Source organism: Cronobacter sp. EKM101R (assembly GCF_963888145.1).
Taxonomy (GTDB): Bacteria; Pseudomonadota; Gammaproteobacteria; order Enterobacterales; family Enterobacteriaceae; genus Cronobacter; species Cronobacter turicensis.
This window is the reverse complement of record NZ_CAWPHW010000001.1, coordinates 124051-142869: the sequence shown is the minus strand read 5'-3', so window position 1 is coordinate 142869 and position 18819 is coordinate 124051. Positions and strand designations below refer to the sequence as shown.

At 56.4% G+C, this 18819-nt stretch carries 16 protein-coding genes; 3 read left to right on the top strand and 13 right to left on the bottom strand.

All coding sequences use genetic code 11. The features are described from left to right. Window positions 1–9: 9 nt before the first annotated feature. From nuoI to lrhA, 9 genes are all read right to left on the bottom strand, one after another. Window positions 10–552 carry an NADH-quinone oxidoreductase subunit NuoI gene (nuoI, locus tag AACV31_RS00775; RefSeq protein ID WP_041923766.1) on the bottom strand — a complete coding sequence of 181 codons (543 nt, stop codon included), beginning with the start codon at window positions 550–552 and terminating at the stop codon, window positions 10–12. Between the two features lie 14 nt (window positions 553–566). After that, window positions 567–1547 (bottom strand): NADH-quinone oxidoreductase subunit NuoH, encoded by a 981-nt coding sequence (gene nuoH / locus AACV31_RS00770; protein WP_004388258.1) that lies wholly within the window; start codon window positions 1545–1547, stop codon window positions 567–569. Further along, window positions 1544–4270, bottom strand: coding sequence for an NADH-quinone oxidoreductase subunit NuoG (gene nuoG / locus AACV31_RS00765; protein WP_165154828.1), 2727 nt, complete (start codon window positions 4268–4270; stop codon window positions 1544–1546). The genes nuoH and nuoG overlap by 4 nt, the downstream gene beginning before the upstream one ends. Before the next feature lie 54 nt (window positions 4271–4324). Then, the gene (gene nuoF / locus AACV31_RS00760) at window positions 4325–5662 is read right to left on the bottom strand and encodes an NADH-quinone oxidoreductase subunit NuoF (RefSeq protein ID WP_165154830.1); all 1338 of its coding nucleotides are present in this window, start codon (window positions 5660–5662) and stop codon (window positions 4325–4327) included. Further along, window positions 5659–6159, bottom strand: coding sequence for an NADH-quinone oxidoreductase subunit NuoE (nuoE, locus tag AACV31_RS00755; RefSeq protein WP_007699978.1), 501 nt, complete (start codon window positions 6157–6159; stop codon window positions 5659–5661). Before nuoE ends, nuoF begins: the two co-directional genes overlap by 4 nt. A gap of 2 nt (window positions 6160–6161) precedes the next feature. After that, window positions 6162–7973 carry an NADH-quinone oxidoreductase subunit C/D gene (gene nuoC / locus AACV31_RS00750; protein WP_023898361.1) on the bottom strand — a complete coding sequence of 604 codons (1812 nt, stop codon included), beginning with the start codon at window positions 7971–7973 and terminating at the stop codon, window positions 6162–6164. An 87-nt stretch (window positions 7974–8060) separates the two neighbouring features. Beyond that, entirely contained in the window at window positions 8061–8735 is a 675-nt protein-coding gene (locus tag AACV31_RS00745; protein ID WP_004388648.1) for a NuoB/complex I 20 kDa subunit family protein, read from the bottom strand. Window positions 8736–8750: 15 nt separating this feature from the next. Continuing rightward, a complete protein-coding gene (gene nuoA, locus AACV31_RS00740; RefSeq protein ID WP_007762790.1) occupies window positions 8751–9200 on the bottom strand; it encodes an NADH-quinone oxidoreductase subunit NuoA in 450 nt (149 codons plus the stop codon). A gap of 618 nt (window positions 9201–9818) precedes the next feature. Continuing rightward, window positions 9819–10754 carry a transcriptional regulator LrhA gene (lrhA, locus tag AACV31_RS00735; RefSeq protein ID WP_165154832.1) on the bottom strand — a complete coding sequence of 312 codons (936 nt, stop codon included), beginning with the start codon at window positions 10752–10754 and terminating at the stop codon, window positions 9819–9821. A gap of 953 nt (window positions 10755–11707) precedes the next feature. On the opposite strand from lrhA, the gene alaA reads away from it, so the two are divergent. Both alaA and yfbR read left to right on the top strand, forming a co-directional pair. Next, complete coding sequence (gene alaA, locus AACV31_RS00730) at window positions 11708–12922, top strand: alanine transaminase AlaA (RefSeq protein ID WP_075199763.1); 1215 nt, start codon at window positions 11708–11710, stop codon at window positions 12920–12922. 80 nt (window positions 12923–13002) lie between these two features. Continuing rightward, window positions 13003–13602, top strand: coding sequence for a 5'-deoxynucleotidase (gene yfbR / locus AACV31_RS00725; protein ID WP_007762823.1), 600 nt, complete (start codon window positions 13003–13005; stop codon window positions 13600–13602). A gap of 5 nt (window positions 13603–13607) precedes the next feature. Here yfbR and AACV31_RS00720 read toward each other — a convergent pair whose 3' ends face one another. The 4 genes from AACV31_RS00720 to yfbV form a co-directional block, all read right to left on the bottom strand. Beyond that, entirely contained in the window at window positions 13608–15440 is a 1833-nt protein-coding gene (locus AACV31_RS00720) for an SLC13 family permease (RefSeq protein ID WP_007762825.1), read from the bottom strand. A gap of 102 nt (window positions 15441–15542) precedes the next feature. Beyond that, the gene (locus AACV31_RS00715; RefSeq protein ID WP_105538377.1) at window positions 15543–16202 is read right to left on the bottom strand and encodes a sugar phosphatase; all 660 of its coding nucleotides are present in this window, start codon (window positions 16200–16202) and stop codon (window positions 15543–15545) included. Window positions 16203–16214: 12 nt separating this feature from the next. Then, window positions 16215–16709, bottom strand: a complete 495-nt coding sequence (locus tag AACV31_RS00710) for a YfbU family protein (RefSeq protein ID WP_007762828.1) — start codon at window positions 16707–16709, stop codon at window positions 16215–16217. Between the two features lie 86 nt (window positions 16710–16795). After that, on the bottom strand, window positions 16796–17251 hold the full coding sequence (gene yfbV, locus AACV31_RS00705; RefSeq protein WP_007762830.1) for a terminus macrodomain insulation protein YfbV: 456 nt from the start codon (window positions 17249–17251) through the stop codon (window positions 16796–16798). A gap of 334 nt (window positions 17252–17585) precedes the next feature. On the opposite strand from yfbV, the gene ackA reads away from it, so the two are divergent. Beyond that, window positions 17586–18788 carry an acetate kinase gene (gene ackA / locus AACV31_RS00700; RefSeq protein WP_007762832.1) on the top strand — a complete coding sequence of 401 codons (1203 nt, stop codon included), beginning with the start codon at window positions 17586–17588 and terminating at the stop codon, window positions 18786–18788. Window positions 18789–18819: the final 31 nt, after the last annotated feature.

Here is an 18819-nt window from a genome sequence, read left to right as displayed (position 1 = left end):
CCTGACTCCTTAAGGTAACAGGCCTTTGACGTCGATAGGTTTGGCTTCGTTTTCCGCGTCGCCTTTATCTTTGCCGTCGATTGCCATACCCGCCATCCGGTAGAAGTTATATTCCGGGTATTTGCCCGGACCGGAAATCAGCAGGTCCTCTTTTTCGTACACCAGATCCTGGCGCTTAAACTCGCCCAGCTCGAAATCCGGCGTCAGCTGGATAGCGGTGGTCGGGCAGGCCTCTTCGCACATACCGCAGAAAATGCAGCGTGAGAAGTTGATGCGGAAAAACTCCGGATACCAGCGGCCATCTTTCGTCTCCGCTTTTTGCAGAGAGATACAGCCCACCGGGCAGGCGACCGCACAGAGGTTACAGGCCACACAGCGCTCCTGACCGTCCGGATCGCGCGTCAGCACGATACGGCCGCGGTAGCGCGGCGGCAGATAAACCGGCTCTTCCGGATACATGCGCGTTTCGCGTTTGGAAAACGCGTGCAGGCCAATCATCCAGATACTGCGTAGTTGGGTGCCGAAACCAACCACTATGTCTTTCAATGTCATGGTTTTCTCACCCCTTATGCCGCTGTCTGCCAGAGAATGACAGCCGCGGTTACCAGCAGATTGATAAGCGTCAGCGGCAGGCACACTTTCCAGCCGAAGGACATTACCTGGTCATAACGAGGACGCGGTAATGCGGCGCGAATCAAAATAAACATCATCATGAAGAACGCGGTTTTCAGCGCGAACCAGATGAAAGGCGGTAACCAGGGGCCCTGCCAGCCGCCGAAGAACAGCGTCACGATAAGCGCGGAAACGGTCACAATCCCGATATATTCGCCCACGAAGAACAGACCGAACTTCATGCCGGAGTATTCGATGTGGTAACCGTCAGCCAGTTCCTGCTCCGCTTCCGGCTGGTCAAACGGGTGACGGTGACACACCGCAACGCCCGCGATAGCGAAAGTGATGAAGCCAAAGAACTGCGGGATCACGTTCCAGAGATGCGCCTGGTTGTTGACGATATCGGTCATGTTGAACGACCCGGCCTGCGCCACAACGCCCATCAGCGAAAGACCGAGAAACACTTCGTAGCTCAGCGTCTGCGCGGAAGCACGCATCGCGCCCAGCAGCGAGTATTTGTTGTTACTCGACCAGCCTGCGAACAGCACGGCGTAGACGCCAAGGCCCGCCATCATCAGGAAGAAGAGGATCCCGATATTGAGATCCGCCACCACCCAAGTGGGGCTGACAGGCACAATCGCGAACGCCAGCAGCAGCGAGGTGAACGCGATCATCGGCGCCAGCGTAAAGATGACGCGGTCAGAGAAGCGCGGGATCCAGTCCTCTTTAAAGAACATTTTGATCATGTCCGCGACCAGCTGGAGCGAACCGCCCCAGCCAACGCGGTTCGGCCCGTAACGGTTCTGGAAGAGGCCGAGCAGACGGCGCTCCCCAAAACTCATGAACGCGCCGCAGCTCACGACCACCAGCAGAATGACCACCGCTTTCAGGATGCTGAGCAGGATCTCGATAACATCCGGTGTCAACCAACTCATTGCGCAGCCTCCTGCAGATTTTCAAGACGAGCGCCAGCCATGACAGGCGCGATGCCCGGCATCCCCATCGGCAGACCGACCTGCCCTTCCGTCAGCCCTTCAGACAGCTGCAACGGCAGCGTGATAGTCTGGCCTTCATAGTTGAAGGAGACTTTCGCGCCCGCGTTGACGCCAAGCTTCGCGGCATCTGCCGGATTCAGGCGGATGTACGGCTGCGGCATGCGGCTCTGGAAGACCGGCGAACGCTGCGACAGCTCATCGCTGCCGAACAGGTGGTAATAAGGCGCGATACGCCACTGACCATCCTGCGGCGCGAAACGCTGCGGTACGGTCGTGAAGTAGTCGATAGCGCCCTCGCCCGCCTCGATGAGACGCACGCCCGGATCGCCGTGACGCAGGTGTCCGCCCACTTCGTCCTGGAATTTGTTCCAGGCCTGCGGGGAGTTCCAGCCCGGTGCCCAGGCGAACGGCACCTGAGAACGCGGCGCGTCCGGATGGTTGTTCCCTTCCATCGAGAAGGAGAACATGGTGTCTTTATCCTGCGGCTGACGCGGCTCGTGAACGCTGATGTTCGCGCGCATGGCGGTGCGACCGCTGTAACGATGCGGTTCGCGCGCCAGTTTCTGACCACGGATGCGGAAGGTCGCGTCCGGCGCGGCGTCTTTAATGCCCGCCAGGTGCGGCAGTTTCGCGATGCAGGCGTCGATCACGTGGTCGAGCTGCGTCCAGTCCGGATGGCGGTTTTCCAGCGTGCTGTGCAGCGAATGCAGCCAGCGCCAGCTTTCCAGCATGGTCACGGTGTTGTCGTAGTATGACGGGTCATAGACCTGGAAGAAGCGCTGCGCGCGGCCTTCGTTGTTGATGACCGTACCGTCGCTTTCAGCGAAGCTCGCGGTGGAGAGCACGAGATGCGCGTGATCCATGATCGCGGTGCGCTGATGGTCGATAACCATTACCAGCGGCGCTTTCGCAAGCGCGGCGTCCACACGTGTCGCCGAGGCGTGACGGTGCAGATCGTTTTCCAGCACGATGACGGCGTCAGCGTTGCCGGTCTCCAGCTCGTTCAGCGCGTCGTCAAGCGAACCGCCGCCAATCATGCCGAGACCGACGCTGTTAACCGCGCGGGCGATCATGGTGATCCCCACATCCACGCCGCGGCCTTTCAGCGCTTTCGCGACGTTCGCGGCCGCCTGGATCACTTCCACGCTGCCAGCGTTGGTGCCGGAGATAATCAGCGGCTTCTTCGCCCCTGCCAGCGCCTGAACAATCACGTCGACTTTGTTTTGCAGGTCGCGATCCAGCCCGTCGACCGCAGGCGATGCGGTATCCAGCGCGTTGGCGATAGCAAAACCGAGACGCGCCTGATCTTCCACCGGCGCGCGATAGGTCCACGCGGCGATATCGTCCAGACGGGTGCTGTCGACGTTAGTCACAAACAACGGATGCTTGGCACGCTGGCCAATGTTCAGGATGGCCGCGATCTGCCAGTCAGCCACTTTCTGGGCCGCCGCCATTTCGCGCGCTTTGCCTTTCACTGCCTGACGAACCGCCAGCGCCACGCGCGCGCCGGTCTGGGTGATGTCTTCGCCCAGAATCAGCACGGCATCGTAAGATTCAATCTCACGCAGCGCCGGTGTGCGAATGCCGCTTTCGCGCAGCACTTTGAGCATCAGTTGCAGACGTTCCTGCTCGCCCGCCGCGATGCCGGTATAGAAGTTTTCCGCCCCGACCAGCTCGCGCAGCGCGAAGTTGCTCTCGACGCTCGCGCGCGGGGAGCCGATACCGATGACTTTCTTCGACTGGCGCAGAATATCCGCCGCGCCCTGCATCGCCTGATCGGCGTTCAGGGTGATCAGGTCATCGCCACGGCGCTGAACCGGACGACGCGGACGGTCTTTCAGGTTGACGTAGCCGTAGCCGAAACGGCCGCGGTCGCACAGGAAGTAGTGGTTAACGGTACCGTTGTAGCGGTTTTCGATACGACGCAGCTCGCCATAGCGTTCGCCAGGGCTGGTGTTGCAGCCCAGCGAGCACTGCTGGCAGATGCTCGGCGCAAACTGCATATCCCATTTACGGTTGTAGCGCTCGGAGTGCGTTTTATCGGTGAAGACGCCAGTCGGACAGATTTCGACCAGGTTACCGGAGAATTCGCTCTCAAGCGTACCGTCTTCCGGACGACCGAAATAGACGTTGTCATGCGCGCCGTAAACACCGAGATCGGTGCCGTCAGCGTAATCTTTGTAGTAACGCACGCAGCGATAGCAGGCGATGCAGCGGTTCATCTCATGGTTGATGAACGGCCCCAGATCCTGATTGCGGTGAGTACGCTTGGTGAAGCGGTAGCGACGGAAGCTATGGCCGGTCATCACGGTCATATCCTGCAGGTGGCAGTTGCCGCCCTCTTCACAGACCGGACAGTCGTGCGGGTGGTTGGTCATCAGCCACTCCACGACGCTTTCGCGGAACTGTTTCGCTTCGTTGTCGTCAATAGAAATAAAGGTGCCATCGGATGCCGGCGTCATGCAGGACATCACCAGGCGACCACGGGTATCTTCCGCGTTCTGATATTGCTTCACCGCGCACTGGCGGCAGGCACCAACGCTACCCAGCGCCGGATGCCAGCAAAAATAAGGAATATCGAGGCCGAGCGACAGACACGCCTGCAGCAGGTTGTCCGCGCCGTCTACCTCATATTCTTTGCCGTCTACATGAATCGTAGCCATAGTCAGCATGCTTCCAGTTGGCCTGGCGCGAGCCAGGCGTTAATCAAAATGCTTTTACCAGCGCGTCTTGAGCAGGTTCGGCTGAATACCATTAATGGCACGGGTGTTGCCGGGGCCCTGCTTAATGCCCGCTTCGAATTCGTCACGGAAATATTTAATGGCGCTCTGAAGTGGCTCTACGGCACCTGGCGCATGGGCGCAGAACGTTTTACCCGGGCCCAGGAAGCGGCAGAGCTGCTCCAGGGTTTCGATATCCCCCGGCTGCCCTTCGCCGCGCTCCAGCGCGCGCAGGATTTTAACGCTCCACGGCAGGCCGTCGCGGCACGGCGTACACCAGCCGCAGGACTCGCGCGCGAAGAACTCTTCCAGGTTACGTACCAGCGACACCATATTGATTTCGTGGTCGACGGCCATCGCCAGCGCAGTGCCAAGACGGCTGCCCGCTTTACCGATGCTGGCGAACTCCATCGGCAGATCGAGGTGCGCGTCGGTCAGGAAATCTGTCCCCGCGCCGCCCGGCTGCCAGGCTTTGAATGTCAGGCCGTCACGCATGCCGCCCGCGTACTCTTCAAGGATTTCACGCGCGGTAGTGCCGAACGGCAGCTCCCAGACGCCCGGGTTTTTCACGCGCCCGGAGAAGCCCATCAGCTTGGTGCCTTTGTCTTCGCTGGTCGACAGGCCCTGATACCACTCCACGCCGTTCGCGAGAATGGCCGGCACGTTGCACAGGGTTTCGACGTTGTTAACGCAGGTCGGTTTGCCCCATACGCCGCTGGACGCCGGGAACGGCGGCTTGGAACGCGGGTTGGCGCGACGGCCTTCCAGCGAGTTGATAAGCGCCGTCTCTTCACCGCAGATATAGCGGCCTGCCCCGGTGTGCACGAAGAGTTCAAAATCGAACCCCGAGCCGAGAATGTTTTTGCCAAGCAGCCCGGCTTCGGTCGCTTCCGCGATAGCGCGGCGCAGACGTTCGGCGGCTTCGATGTATTCGCCACGCAGGAAGATGTAACCGCGGTACGCTTTCAGCGCGAACGCGGAGATCAGCATGCCTTCCACCAGCAGGTGCGGCAGCTGTTCCATCAGCATGCGGTCTTTATAGGTGCCCGGCTCCATTTCATCGGCGTTACACAGCAGGTAACGGATGTTCATGGATTCGTCTTTCGGCATCAGGCTCCATTTCAGACCAGTGGAGAAGCCCGCGCCGCCGCGCCCTTTCAGACCGGCATCTTTCACGGCGTTGACGATTTCATCCGGCGCCATGCCGGTGAGCGCTTTACGCGCGCCTTCGTAGCCGTTTTTGCTGCGGTACTCTTCAAGCCAGACCGGTTGCTTGTCGTCACGCATACGCCAGGTCAGCGGATGCGTTTCGGCAGTACGAATAATCTGTTTCATTTGTACTGCTCCAGAAGTTCAGGGATCCCTTCCGGCGTCAGATAACTGTGAGTGTCCTCATCAATCATCATGGTCGGCCCTTTGTCGCAGTTGCCAAGGCAGCAGGTCGGCAGCAGGGTAAAGCGTCCGTCAAACGTGGTCTGGCCCGGTTTGATGCTCAGATGTTTTTCAATCGCGGACTGAATTCCCTGATAGCCGGTGATGTGACACACCACGCTATCGCAGTAGCGAATCACGTGACGGCCTACCGGCTGGCGGAAGATCTGGCTATAGAAGGTCGCGACCCCTTCGACGTCGCTCGCCGGAATGCCCAGGACGTCCGCTATCGCATAGATAGCGCCGTCCGGCACCCAGCCACGCTGCTTCTGAACGATTTTCAGCGCTTCAATGGACGCCGCACGCGGGTCTTCGTAGTGGTGCTTCTCGTGCTCAATCGCCTCACGCTCTGCCGCACTCAGCTCAAAAGCCTCGTTCTGTGGTTGTTGATTCTCGTGCATAGTTAGCGATCCACATCAGACATTACAAAATCGATACTACCCAGATAGACAATCAGGTCGGAAACCAGGCTGCCGCGGATCACCGAAGGAATCTGCTGAAGATGCGGGAAACTCGGTGTGCGGACGCGGGTACGGTAGCTCATGGTGCTGCCGTCGCTGGTCAGGTAGTAACTGTTAATCCCCTTGGTTGCCTCAATCATCTGGAAGGATTCGTTGGCCGGCATGACCGGGCCCCACGAAACCTGCAGGAAGTGAGTAATCAGGGTTTCGATATGTTGCAGCGTGCGCTCTTTCGGCGGCGGCGTGGTCAGCGGGTGATCCGCCTTGAACGGGCCTTCCGGCATGTTTTTCAGGCACTGCTCAAGGATACGCAGCGACTGGCGCACTTCTTCGACTTTCAGCATCACGCGCGTGTAACAGTCGCTGATGCCGCCGCCGACCGGCACTTCGAACTCGAAGTTCTGGTAGCCAGAGTACGGGCGCGCTTTACGCACGTCGAAATCGATACCGGTGGCACGAAGGCCAGCGCCGGTGGTGCCCCATGCCAGCGCTTCTTTGGCGTCATACGCCGCCACACCCTGGGAACGGCCTTTCAGGATGGTGTTTTTCAGCGCTGCTTTGACATAAGAATCGAGACGTTTCGGCATCCACTCCAGGAACTCTTTCAGCAGACGATCCCAGCCGCGCGGCAGGTCGTGCGCGACGCCGCCGATGCGGAACCAGGCCGGGTGCATACGGAAACCGGTAATTGCTTCAACCAGATCGTAGATTTTCTGACGATCGGTGAACGCGAAGAAGACCGGCGTCATGGCGCCGACGTCCTGAATAAACGTCGAGATGTACAGCAGATGGCTGTTGATGCGGAACAGCTCAGAGAGCATCACGCGGATCACTTCCACGCGCTCCGGCACCTGAATCCCCGCCAGTTTTTCCACGGCCAGCACGTACGGCATTTCGTTTACGCAGCCGCCGAGATATTCGATGCGGTCGGTATAAGGAATGTAGCTGTGCCAGGACTGACGCTCGCCCATTTTCTCCGCGCCGCGGTGGTGGTAGCCGATATCCGGCACGCAGTCGACGATCTCTTCGCCGTCCAGTTGCAGGATGATACGGAACGCACCGTGCGCCGACGGGTGGTTCGGGCCGAGGTTCAGGAACATGAAATCTTCAGTGTCGTTGCCGCGCTTCATGCCCCACTCTTCGGGCTTGAAGGTCAACGCTTCCATTTCCAGCTCTTCTTTTTGCTTGGTGAGCGTAAACGGATCAAATTCAGTCGCGCGCGCCGGATAGTCTTTACGCAGCGGGTGCCCTTCCCAGGTCGGCGGCATCATGATGCGGCGCAGGTTCGGGTGACCGGTGAACGTAATACCGAACATTTCCCAGGTTTCACGCTCATACCAGTTGGCGTTCGGGAAAAGACGGGTAAAGGTCGGCACGTTGAGATCGTTTTCAGAAAGCGCCACTTTCAGCATGATGTCGCGGTTGCGATCGATGGAAAGCAGGTGGTAGAAAACGGAAAAATCCGCAGCCGGTAAACCGTTGCGGTGGGTGCGAAGGCGCTCGTCCATGCCATGCAGGTCATACAGCATAACGTAGGGTTTAGGCAGCTTTCGTAAAAATTCGCCAACTTCCAGTAATTGTTCACGCTTGACCCAGACAACCGGAACTCCGGTGCGGGTGGCCTGAACAGTAAAGGCATCCGGCCCAAAACGGTTACGCAGTTCGCCAATAACCGGGTCGTCGAGGTGATCCCTGGTCTGCCACACAGGCAAAACGGCGTCTTGCGCAGTTAAATCGGTCATATTGTTCACCATTGCCAATGGTCTGTGATGACTGTCGGGCGGCGGCTTCTCGCTGTCGTTTATTGGTATACGTGAGAAGCGACCTCCCGCAGGCGCAAATTAAATTTCGTCCGGCGTACGCAGGTTGGTGACTGCGATACGTTCGCCGCGTTTACGCTCACGCTCTGACTGCATGTTGGCGCGATAAACGCCCTGATCGCCAACCACCCACGAAAGCGGACGGCGCTCTTTGCCAATCGACTCCTGCAGCAGCATCAACGCCTGCATGTACGCTTCCGGACGCGGCGGGCAACCTGGGATGTACACATCCACGGGCAGGAATTTGTCCACGCCTTGCACAACGGAATAAATATCGTACATACCGCCGGAATTCGCACACGCGCCCATGGAAATAACCCATTTCGGCTCCAGCATCTGGTCATACAGACGCTGAATCACCGGGGCCATTTTGGTGAACGGCGTACCGGCGACCACCATGAAATCGGCCTGGCGCGGGGAAGCACGCAGTACTTCCGCACCGAAACGCGCGACGTCATGGACCGCGGTGAACGAGGTCACCATCTCCACGTAGCAGCAGGAAAGGCCAAAGTTATAAGGCCAGAGGGAGTTTTTACGCCCCCAGTTCACCATGTCATGCAGGGCATGCTCGAGCTTGCCCATGTAGACGCTGCGGTGTACATGCTGTTCCAGAGGATCAGTCACAATCTCCTGTTTTTGCAGGGGGTAACGGTCATTCTCACCGTCGGGATCTATGCGGGTGAGCGTATAGTCCATCTTATTGCCTCGCTGTTACTGCGTATGACGATTAGTGAGACTGCCAGCTTCTTCGGTGTTCAAACGTTCGCGACGTGAGCGCGAAGGCGTCCACTCCAGCGCGCCGATACGCACCAGATAAACCAGACCAGCCAGTAGCACTAAAATGAAAATTGCGGCCTCGATAAAGCCGAGCCAGCCGACTTCACGAACTGATGTTGACCAGGCGAAGAGATAGAGCGCTTCCACGTCAAAGATGACGAAAAACATCGCTACCAGGTAGAACTTCGCGGAAAGTCGTAAGCGGGCGGTGCCGACCGAGTCGATCCCCGATTCGAACGGGGTGTTTTTGTACCTGGCGCGAGCGCGTCCGCCAAGGAACCAGGCGCCCGCCAGCATCAGACAACACAGGCCAATGGCAACAATAAGAAAGATACCGAACGCCCAGTGATGAGCGATAACTTCAGTGGATGTTGACATACTCATTGCTTACTCATCAAAAGTGGCGCTAAAGCCTCTGCTCTTGCTGGCAGATGAACGCCACATCGATTCAAGGGGAGGAACAATCAACCGTACAATAACTGCCGGAAATATAACTTAGGCAGCGAATTGATGGGGTTTTTTACTCCTTTCTATAACCTTTTGTCAACTTTAACAAAAGAAACCTAACATTAGTTTACATCTCTCCAAGACCCTTAACATTTGATGCTTTTAGCGTCCTGTGAGCCGCGTGCGAGACTACGGAGCCCGGCGGGTGAATCGTGTCCGTTAAAAGTGAGGAGACATAAACACCCCTTATTTTGGCAGGAATTTCTAACTATTCCTCCCCCTCGTCGGGAGTATTTTCTTGATCTGAGACACGCTTTTGTTAATTGACCAGTAAAAACAGCAACAAAATCGCTCACTTTTTAACAACAAAAGTAAAATTTTCTGCTGGCATTGACGACGCCGCGGCGGGATTTCGGAACGGAAAAGGTGTTGAAATGGTGTTTTGATTTATGTTAATTACAACCACTTAGCTAAGTAAAATGTATAAAAAAAGCCTCTGATAATCACTGAATTACCAAAGGCTTTATTAACAACTTTTTAACTTTGGCGAAAAAGTTACTCCAGATCGCCCTGCATCAGCAGCTTATCATCGCCACCTTCAATCGCAGCGGTGTAACGCCACGGCTGGTAGTGGCTTTCCATCGCCTGGAAGATGATCTCCGCCATTTCGTTCTTGCTGTTGGTATTGCGACAAAGCATGTACTGCGTTTCCGGCAGCACGGGCAGGCCGTCAGACGTGCCCAATACGCGCAGCTCCGGACTCATCATCTCCACCGGGCGGGCGGTAATGCCAAGCCCCGCTTTTACGGCGGCACGCACCGCAGGCAACGTGGACGCGACGTAAGAGATACGCCACGGCACATTCGCCGCGTTGAGTTGCTCAATGATGATGTCACGATGCGGGCTCGGCTCATCGAGCATCACCAACGGCACCGCTTCATTTTTGTGCAACGTATAGTCCGCCGCGCAATACCAGAGCGTGGGCGAGGTACGCAGCACCAGCGAATCCAGATTCTCCGGCTGATGCGTGGTAACGACCAGGTCTATCTCCTGTTGGTTCAACATTTCGATAATGTACGGGTTACGCTGAACGCGTACATCAATCGCCAGTTTCGGATAGACCGAACTAATGCGGTTGAGAAGATACGGCAGAATGGTATCCGCCGATTCGTCAGAAGCGCCAATGGTCAGGACGCCCTGCAAATTGCTATACATTAGCGAAGTGCATGCTTCATCGTTGAAGCGCAAAATTTTACGTGCATAACCGAGCAACTGGATGCCGTGTTCGGTTAAGAGCTTATTGCGCCCATGGCGGGCAAACAGCTCTTTACCGACCAGTTGCTCCAGGCGCTGCATCTGCTGGCTGACGGCCGACTGCGTACGGCATACCGCTGCCGCCGCGGCGGCAAACGTATTCAGATCGGCGACTGCGACAAACGTTCTCAGCAGATCGAGGTCGAGGTTTAAGATCGGACGATTTGCGTTAATCATATTGTTATCACTTTCAGGTAACCGCACGCAGCGGGCACCGTCTGTTGCTATGTGTAAAGGAAAGAAAGCAATTCCTTTTGAAGCATGCTTCCGGGCTAACACAACCCGCGTCGGAAGACCGCCATGCGCGTTTCTAATTCAAACCCCTGGTTATTAAAACAGTAAAAGGGTGTTTTTTTCTGCTATCGCTGTGCCCTTACATCAAATATTTTGCACATCGAACCCGTGATTTGAATTAAAAATCTGGCTACGTTGGCTAAGGCGAAAAGCAACGACTTTGCGACCTTAACATACTCTGACAAAAGAAAGAGAAGAGTATATAACTATGCCTGACTCGTGTCCTGAATGACTATAGAAACAACCAGTTGCCCGAGAGGAGACTCCCGGCCTGGCTGCGCTGGCGAAACGTCTCGCGCCAGGAGCTGTATAATATCGCAAATCTGTTCTTTTTTTAAGACTCCATGCGATTTTACTTATACGGGACAGCAAATTTCTAAATTTTCGTAACTCTATTACAGACATCACCAAAACCAATAATTAATATTATTTAATAATTCATTATTTCTCGGCCTTTTCATATAACAAGATCGTTACAAAGCGCGTTATGCCACATTCTTTTTTACGGCAATAAGCGTGATGATAAAACCTCGCTATTAACTGTGGGTAAAGTTCATATCGTGTGAATTAATTAACGCGCTAATGTTGTGCGTTTCTGAGTATGGTGGCATCGACCATAGTTAAAACTTATACCAGCACAAAAAACACAACTCACTTCTTTTTACGATATTTTATAAAAATAAAAGTAATTTATAAGAAAGATTACACCAGCGCGACAAGGACTTACTGTAAGCATTAGGTTGCAGGCGAGGCTTTAAAAGCCTGGGCGGGAGGAGTAAATTGTCGGCCATCGGCTTCCATGGCAGGAAGCGCAAAACAAGTAAGGTTCTGACGTTATGTCGCCCATCGAAAAATCCAGTAAGCTTGACAATGTCTGCTACGACATCCGCGGCCCGGTGCTTAAAGAGGCCAAACGCCTTGAAGAGGAAGGTCAAAAAGTTCTTAAGCTGAATATCGGCAACCCGGCCCCCTTCGGCTTTGACGCCCCCGATGAAATTCTTGTGGATGTCATCCGCAATCTGCCTGGCGCCCAGGGCTACTGCGATTCCAAAGGGCTCTATTCCGCCCGTAAAGCTATCATGCAGCACTATCAGGCGCGCGACATGCGCGACGTCACGGTCGAGGATATTTATATCGGCAACGGCGTTTCTGAACTTATCGTTCAGGCGATGCAGGCCTTACTGAACAGTGGCGACGAAATGCTGGTGCCGGCGCCCGATTACCCGCTGTGGACGGCGGCGGTGTCGCTCTCCGGCGGCAAAGCGGTGCACTATCTTTGCGATGAATCCTCAGACTGGTTCCCGGATCTCGACGACATTCGCGCCAAAATCACGCCGCGCACCCGCGGGATTGTCATTATCAACCCGAACAACCCGACCGGCGCGGTCTATTCGAAAGAACTGCTGCTGGAAATCGTTGAGATCGCCCGCCAGCATAATCTGATCATTTTCGCCGACGAAATTTACGACAAGATCCTTTATGACGACGCCCAGCACCACTCGATCGCAGCGCTGGCGCCGGATCTGCTCACCGTCACCTTTAACGGTCTCTCTAAAACGTACCGTGTGGCGGGCTTCCGTCAGGGCTGGATGGTGCTGAACGGGCCGAAAAAACACGCCAAAGGGTATATTGAAGGGCTGGAAATGCTCGCTTCAATGCGCTTGTGCGCGAACGTTCCTGCGCAGCACGCCATCCAGACGGCCCTCGGCGGTTATCAGAGCATAAGCGAATTTATCGTGCCCGGCGGGCGGCTTTACGAACAACGCAACCGCGCGTGGGAACTGATTAACGACATCCCAGGCGTTAGCTGCGTAAAACCGCGCGGCGCGCTCTACATGTTCCCGAAAATCGACGCGAAGCGTTTTAATATTCACGACGATCAGAAAATGGTGCTCGATTTCCTGCTGCAGGAAAAAGTACTGCTGGTTCAGGGGACCGCGTTTAACTGGCCGTGGCCTGACCACGTACGTATCGTGACCCTGCCGCGCATCGACGAACTCGATCTCGCCATTAACAAGCTGGGCCGCTTCCTTTCCGGCTACCATCAGTAATCGATTCGGGGGGAGATTTGCATCTTCCCCCCGCTCCCCTCACAATGGTTTTTTGTCGCAGTCACAGACAAGGGATCTTTATGAGTCAGAGTCATTTTTTCGCCTACCTTTCCCGCCTGAAGTTAATCAACCGCTGGCCGCTGATGCGCAACGTGCGCACTGAAAATGTCTCTGAACACAGTCTGCAGGTGGCGATGGTCGCCCATGCGCTCGCGGTCATTAAAAACCGCAAATTCCAGGGCAACGTCAACCCCGAGCGTATCGCGCTGCTGGCGATGTACCACGACGCCAGCGAAGTGCTGACGGGCGATCTGCCCACCCCGGTGAAGTATTTCAACTCCCAGATAGCCCATGAATATAAAGCCATCGAGAAAATCGCTCAGCAGAAGCTAATTGCGATGGTGCCGGAAGAGTTACAGGACATCTTCGCCCCGCTGCTTGATGAGCATCACTACACGGAAGATGAAAAATCGCTGGTGAAGCAGGCAGATGCGCTGTGCGCCTACCTGAAATGTCTGGAAGAGCTTTCGGCGGGCAATAACGAATTCCTGCTCGCCAAAAGCCGTCTGGAAAAAACGCTGGCGCAGCGGCACAGCGCCGAAATGGACTATTTCATGCAGATCTTCGTGCCGAGCTTCCATCTCTCTTTAGATGAAATCAGCCAGGATTCCCCGCTCTGAGGGTCTCAGAACGGGAACAGTACCGGGATTAACAGCACGCAGACGACCATCACGATGACCGTAAACGGTACGCCGGTTTTCACGAAATCGCTGAAGCGGTAGTTCCCCGGCCCCAGCACCAGCGTGTTGACCGGCGAAGAGACCGGCGTCATAAACGCCGCCGAGGCCGCCATCGCCACGCCCATGGCGAACGGGTACGGCGATACGCCCATGGTCTTGGCCGCCGCCAGCGCGATGGGCGCCATCAGCACCGCCGTCGCGGTATTGGAAATAAACAGCCCAATGACGGCGCACATCACAAACAGGCAGCCCAGCATCATATGCGGACCATAGCCGCCGCCGACGCGCATCAGACCGTCGACAATCAGCGTCACCCCGCCGGTTTTTTGCAGCGCCTGCGCAAACGGCATCATGCCGACAATAAGGATAATGCTCGGCCAGTGAATGGCTTTCCACGCGCTTTCCGGGTTGATGCAGCGAAACTTGCCCATCAGCAGACAGGCGATAATCGCGGCGACGGGGTTCGGGATTTCATCCGTCAGCATCATCGCCACCATTAGCGCCAGACAAAAGATGGCGTGCGGTGCCTGGCTGTGGGCGGGCGAAGCGTCGCTCTCTTCCACCGGCAGGTTCAGCACCACCACATCACGGTTTTTCTGCCCCAGCTGGCTGATGAGCTTCCAGGTCCCGACCACTAAAAGTAAATCGCCAAGCTCAAGCGGCTCGTCCACTATCGCGCCCGGCAAGGCTTTACCTTCGCGTTTGATGCCGACGACATTCAGGCCATAGCGGCTGCGGAAATTTAGCTCGCGGACGGTTTTGCCCGCCATGGTTCCTTCCGGCGTCAGCGACAGCTCCGCCATACCGACATCCAGCGCCTGATCGGAAAAATAGTCGCCGCGCAGGATCATCGGCTCCAGTTGCTGCTCGCTGCAAAACTGGCGCAAGTCGATATCAGACGCGGAAATGTCTATCAGCAATACGTCCCGCGCCCGGAATTCCGTGACCCCGTTTACATCGACAATCACCCGGCGGAAATGACGCCAGCGTTCAACGCCGATGACGTTCGCGCCGTAGCGCTCACGCAGCTTTAAATCGTCAAGACGGTGGCCAATAAGCGGCGAACCAGGGCGAATCGCCAGGCGGCGCGCCCGGCCCGTGAGATGGTAATCGCGGATAAAGTCGCGGAAGGTGCGGCGGCTCCACGCCTGCGGCTTCTCGCGGCCATCGCCTGAGCCAAGCATGAAGCGCATCACCAGCATATAGAGAATGCCGAGCACAAGAATCGCCAGCCCCACGGGCGTCACGCTAAAAAAGCCAAAACCCGGATGCCCTTCGCGCAGCAGTTCGCTGTTAACAACCAAATTTGGCGGCGTCGCCACCAGGGTCATCATGCCGCTGATAAGCCCGGCGAAGCTTAACGGCATCATCAGCCGCGACGGCGCGATTTTCATCCGCGCACAGACGCTTATCACGACCGGAATAAATATCGCCACCACACCGGTGGAACTCATAAACGCGCCGAGCCCGGCAACAGTCAGCATCAATAGCACTAACATGCGGGTTTCGCTGCTGCCCGCCATCTGCACCAGCCAGGCGCCCATTTTGGTCGCGACCCCGGTGCGAACCAGCCCGTCGCCAATAACAAACAGCGCGGCAATGAGAATGACGTTGGGATCGCTGAAACCGGCAAACGCTTCATTAACGGTTAGCGTACCGCTGAGAATGAATGCCACAATCACCAGCAGCGCGACGGCATCCATACGGATTTTAGCGGTAGCGAACAGCATCACCGCCACGCCAAGCAGAGTCAGAACCCAGATTAATTCACCATTCACAACGTATCCTTTTGTTGTCATCACGGCCTGAGCAAAACGAAAACGGCGGGAAACCCGCCGTCAGAGAAAGGTGGCGCCGCAGCGCCAGAAGGCGGCGGGCCGTTACGGCTGCTTTTTAACGCTCACCCAGCCGCCCGCTCCTTTTTCCAGTACCAGTTCGGTAAGGGTTTTAATCACCAGCGCCGCCTCGTCAAGACGCGGCGTATCGGCTGGCGGATTAGCGGCAATCACCGGACAGCCCGCCGCAAGACCGGAGAGAATGCCCGCCGGCGCGTCTTCCACGACGGCGCACTCATGAGGCGCGAGGCCCAGCAGTTCAGCGCCGAGCAGATAGGCATCCGGCTCAGGTTTGCCGCGCTTAACGCGCTCAGCAGTGACGAATACCTCTGGCTCCGGCAACCCCGTCGCGCCGCGGCGCGCGGAGGCGACGGGCATGGAGCCCGAGGTCACTATGGCCCAGGGAATGCGGGCATCGTTCAGATGGTTCAGGAGCGCCAGCGCGCCTGGCAGCGCGACGATGCCCTCGGTATCGCTCGCTTCGATTTGCTCCAGGCGATGAAACTCCGCCATGATTTCGTCCTCGCTGTGTCCCGCCATAAAGTGGCGCAGCGAGGTGATCGCCTGTTTACCGTGAATAAAGCCCAGCACCTCGTCATGCGCGATGCCAAAGCGATCCGCCCAGTGACACCAGGCGCGTTCAACGGCAGGCAGAGAATCCACCAGCGTACCGTCCAGATCGAACAAAAACCCTTTACATTCCACAGCCTTCTCCCGTCAGGCGTTAATAATCTGCATAATTTCGTTGGCGCACAAATGGTATTGACGCGGGCACGCCTGCCACACTTTCAGCATCCGTTGATATTTCTCCCACATCGGGGTTTGCGCGTTAAAGCCGTGCGTGCCGGCGTCGAAATGGGTATAGCGCCCTTCGGTATTAACCAGAAAGCGCACATAGCCAAGAAAACGCGCTTCGGTGGCGGCGTCGAAGCCTAAAAAGGTGACGCGACGCTCATCGATGGTATGCGCGTCTTTCATATTGGCTCTGGAGACCTGGAGGGCGTGATACATCTCCATGACGTCGATGACGGTGCGGCAGGTTTCTTCGCTCAGCTCGCCGAAATCGCGGTCGAGTTCGCGCATCTGTAAACCGTAGCCGCGCTCGATGATGGTTTGCAGGCGGCGATAACGCTCGCCATTTTCCGGATCGAGCAGGGTCATCATTTTATACTGGTTGGAGAGAATAAGACGCTGGGCATGGGTCATTTCCATGGTGTGCTCCTGTTACAGGCGAAGCCCGATCAAAGTGGGATACTGCCCTTACTTTGCCTTTTTTTGCCCAGGCGTCTTTTGATCAATTACAAGTCATCAAGAAAAGTTTTATCAAGTTGCTTAAACGCACGTTTCAGGGTGTCGGCCAGCGCCTGATAATCGGGCTTGCCTTCCACCGGCGCGAGCGCTTGTCCCGCCTCCTGTAATTTGGTGCGGACTTCATAAAACCAGCTCAGCGTGACGGGCGGGAGCGGCGTGACGGAGCGCTTGCCGAGCCACCACAGCCCCTGCATCGGCATACTCAGCGCGAACAGCGCCGTGGCGACGGCAGGCCCAAGCTGGCCACCGAGCGCGATTTGCCAGCACAGCGTAAACACAGCGACAGGCGGCATGATGCGGATCGCGAAGCGCGTGGCGCGAATCACGCGGTTTTCGACAAAGACCGGCGCCAGGCGCTTATCAATCGGCCAGGTCTTTGAGTAGTGCTGCCCACGACGAAACAGGCTAAAAAAGCTTACGGGGCGATTTTCAGGTGTCGACATGGCCTTACCTCAACTTCATTAATAAAAAATAAAATTTTCCTGCAAGATAACAACTCTCCATGACAACGTTCAAAATATTTTGTCAATGCAAGTCGCAATCAGTTATCCTGTGCGCGCCTGCGATGGCGTAGAAGGCAAAGCCCGCGCTGTCAAATCTTTAAGGTCGTCTTTCGCGCCGGAAATTTGCGCAAAATGGCGTAAACTCTGTTTATTTCTTCGTCACAGCAGAATCTCTCTTCGCTATGACGTTAATCATAAATGTCGGCGTCATCTTACGCTACGCTGAGAGACTCACTGACGTTTTTTTAGCCACGTATCATTAATAGGTACTTCCATGTCGAGTAAGTTAGTACTGGTTCTCAACTGCGGTAGCTCCTCACTGAAATTTGCCATCATCGATGCTCTTAACGGTGACGAGTACCTGTCCGGTCTGGCCGAATGTTTCCATCTTCCTGAAGCGCGTATTAAATGGAAAATGGATGGCGGCAAACAAGAAGCGGCGCTTGGCGCCGGTGCGGCTCACAGCGAAGCGCTGAACTTCATTGTTAATACTATTCTGGCACAAAAACCAGAGCTGTCTGCACAGCTGACCGCGATTGGTCATCGTATTGTGCACGGTGGCGAGAAGTATACCAGTTCCGTGGTCATTGATGAGACTGTTATTCAGGGCATCAAAGATTCCGCTTCCTTCGCGCCTCTGCATAACCCGGCTCACCTGATCGGTATCGCCGAAGCGCTGAAATCCTTCCCGCACCTGGCGGATAAAAACGTGGCCGTCTTCGACACCGCGTTCCATCAGACCATGCCGGAAGAATCTTACCTCTATGCCCTGCCGTACAAACTGTACAAAGAACACGGCATCCGTCGCTATGGCGCACACGGCACCAGCCACTTCTATGTGACTCAGGAAGCCGCAAAAATGCTGAACAAGCCGGTGGAAGAAGTGAATATCATCACTTGCCACCTGGGCAACGGCGGTTCTGTTTCCGCTATCCGCAACGGCAAATGCGTTGACACCTCCATGGGTCTGACCCCGCTGGAAGGTCTGGTCATGGGCACCCGCTCCGGCGACATCGACCCGGCTATCGTCTTCCATCTGCACGACGCGCTGGGCATGAGCGTTGATGACATCAACAAACTGCTGACCAAAGAGTCTGGCCTGCTGGGTCTGACCGAAGTGACCAGCGACTGCCGTTATGTTGAAGACAACTACGCGACCAAAGAAGACGCGAAGCGCGCGATGGATGTCTACTGCCACCGCCTGGCGAAATACATCGGCTCCTATACCGCGCTGATGGAAGGTCGTCTGGACGCGGTCGTCTTCACCGGCGGCATCGGCGAGAACGCGGCGATGGTTCGCGAACTCTCCCTCGGCAAGCTGGGCGTACTGGGCTTCGAGGTTGACCACGAGCGCAACCTGGCCGCGCGTTTCGGCAAATCCGGTTACATCAACAAAGAAGGCACCACCCTCGCCATGGTCATTCCGACCAACGAAGAACTGGTTATCGCGCAGGACGCCTGCCGCCTGACCGCCTGATCCCTCACCGCCAGCCTGCGCTGGCGGTGTT

Coding starts and splice junctions, on each gene's coding strand:
- nuoE (WP_007699978.1), bottom strand. CDS start 6,159: ATGCACGAGAATCAACAACCACAGAACGAGGCTTTTGAGCTGAGTGCG.
- nuoH (WP_004388258.1), bottom strand. CDS start 1,547: ATGAGTTGGTTGACACCGGATGTTATCGAGATCCTGCTCAGCATCCTG.
- nuoG (WP_165154828.1), bottom strand. CDS start 4,270: ATGGCTACGATTCATGTAGACGGCAAAGAATATGAGGTAGACGGCGCG.
- ackA (WP_007762832.1), top strand. CDS start 17,586: ATGTCGAGTAAGTTAGTACTGGTTCTCAACTGCGGTAGCTCCTCACTG.
- AACV31_RS00710 (WP_007762828.1), bottom strand. CDS start 16,709: ATGGAAATGACCCATGCCCAGCGTCTTATTCTCTCCAACCAGTATAAA.
- AACV31_RS00745 (WP_004388648.1), bottom strand. CDS start 8,735: ATGGACTATACGCTCACCCGCATAGATCCCGACGGTGAGAATGACCGT.
- nuoC (WP_023898361.1), bottom strand. CDS start 7,973: ATGGTGAACAATATGACCGATTTAACTGCGCAAGACGCCGTTTTGCCT.
- alaA (WP_075199763.1), top strand. CDS start 11,708: ATGTCGCCCATCGAAAAATCCAGTAAGCTTGACAATGTCTGCTACGAC.
- yfbR (WP_007762823.1), top strand. CDS start 13,003: ATGAGTCAGAGTCATTTTTTCGCCTACCTTTCCCGCCTGAAGTTAATC.
- yfbV (WP_007762830.1), bottom strand. CDS start 17,251: ATGTCGACACCTGAAAATCGCCCCGTAAGCTTTTTTAGCCTGTTTCGT.
- nuoI (WP_041923766.1), bottom strand. CDS start 552: ATGACATTGAAAGACATAGTGGTTGGTTTCGGCACCCAACTACGCAGT.
- nuoF (WP_165154830.1), bottom strand. CDS start 5,662: ATGAAACAGATTATTCGTACTGCCGAAACGCATCCGCTGACCTGGCGT.
- nuoA (WP_007762790.1), bottom strand. CDS start 9,200: ATGAGTATGTCAACATCCACTGAAGTTATCGCTCATCACTGGGCGTTC.
- lrhA (WP_165154832.1), bottom strand. CDS start 10,754: ATGATTAACGCAAATCGTCCGATCTTAAACCTCGACCTCGATCTGCTG.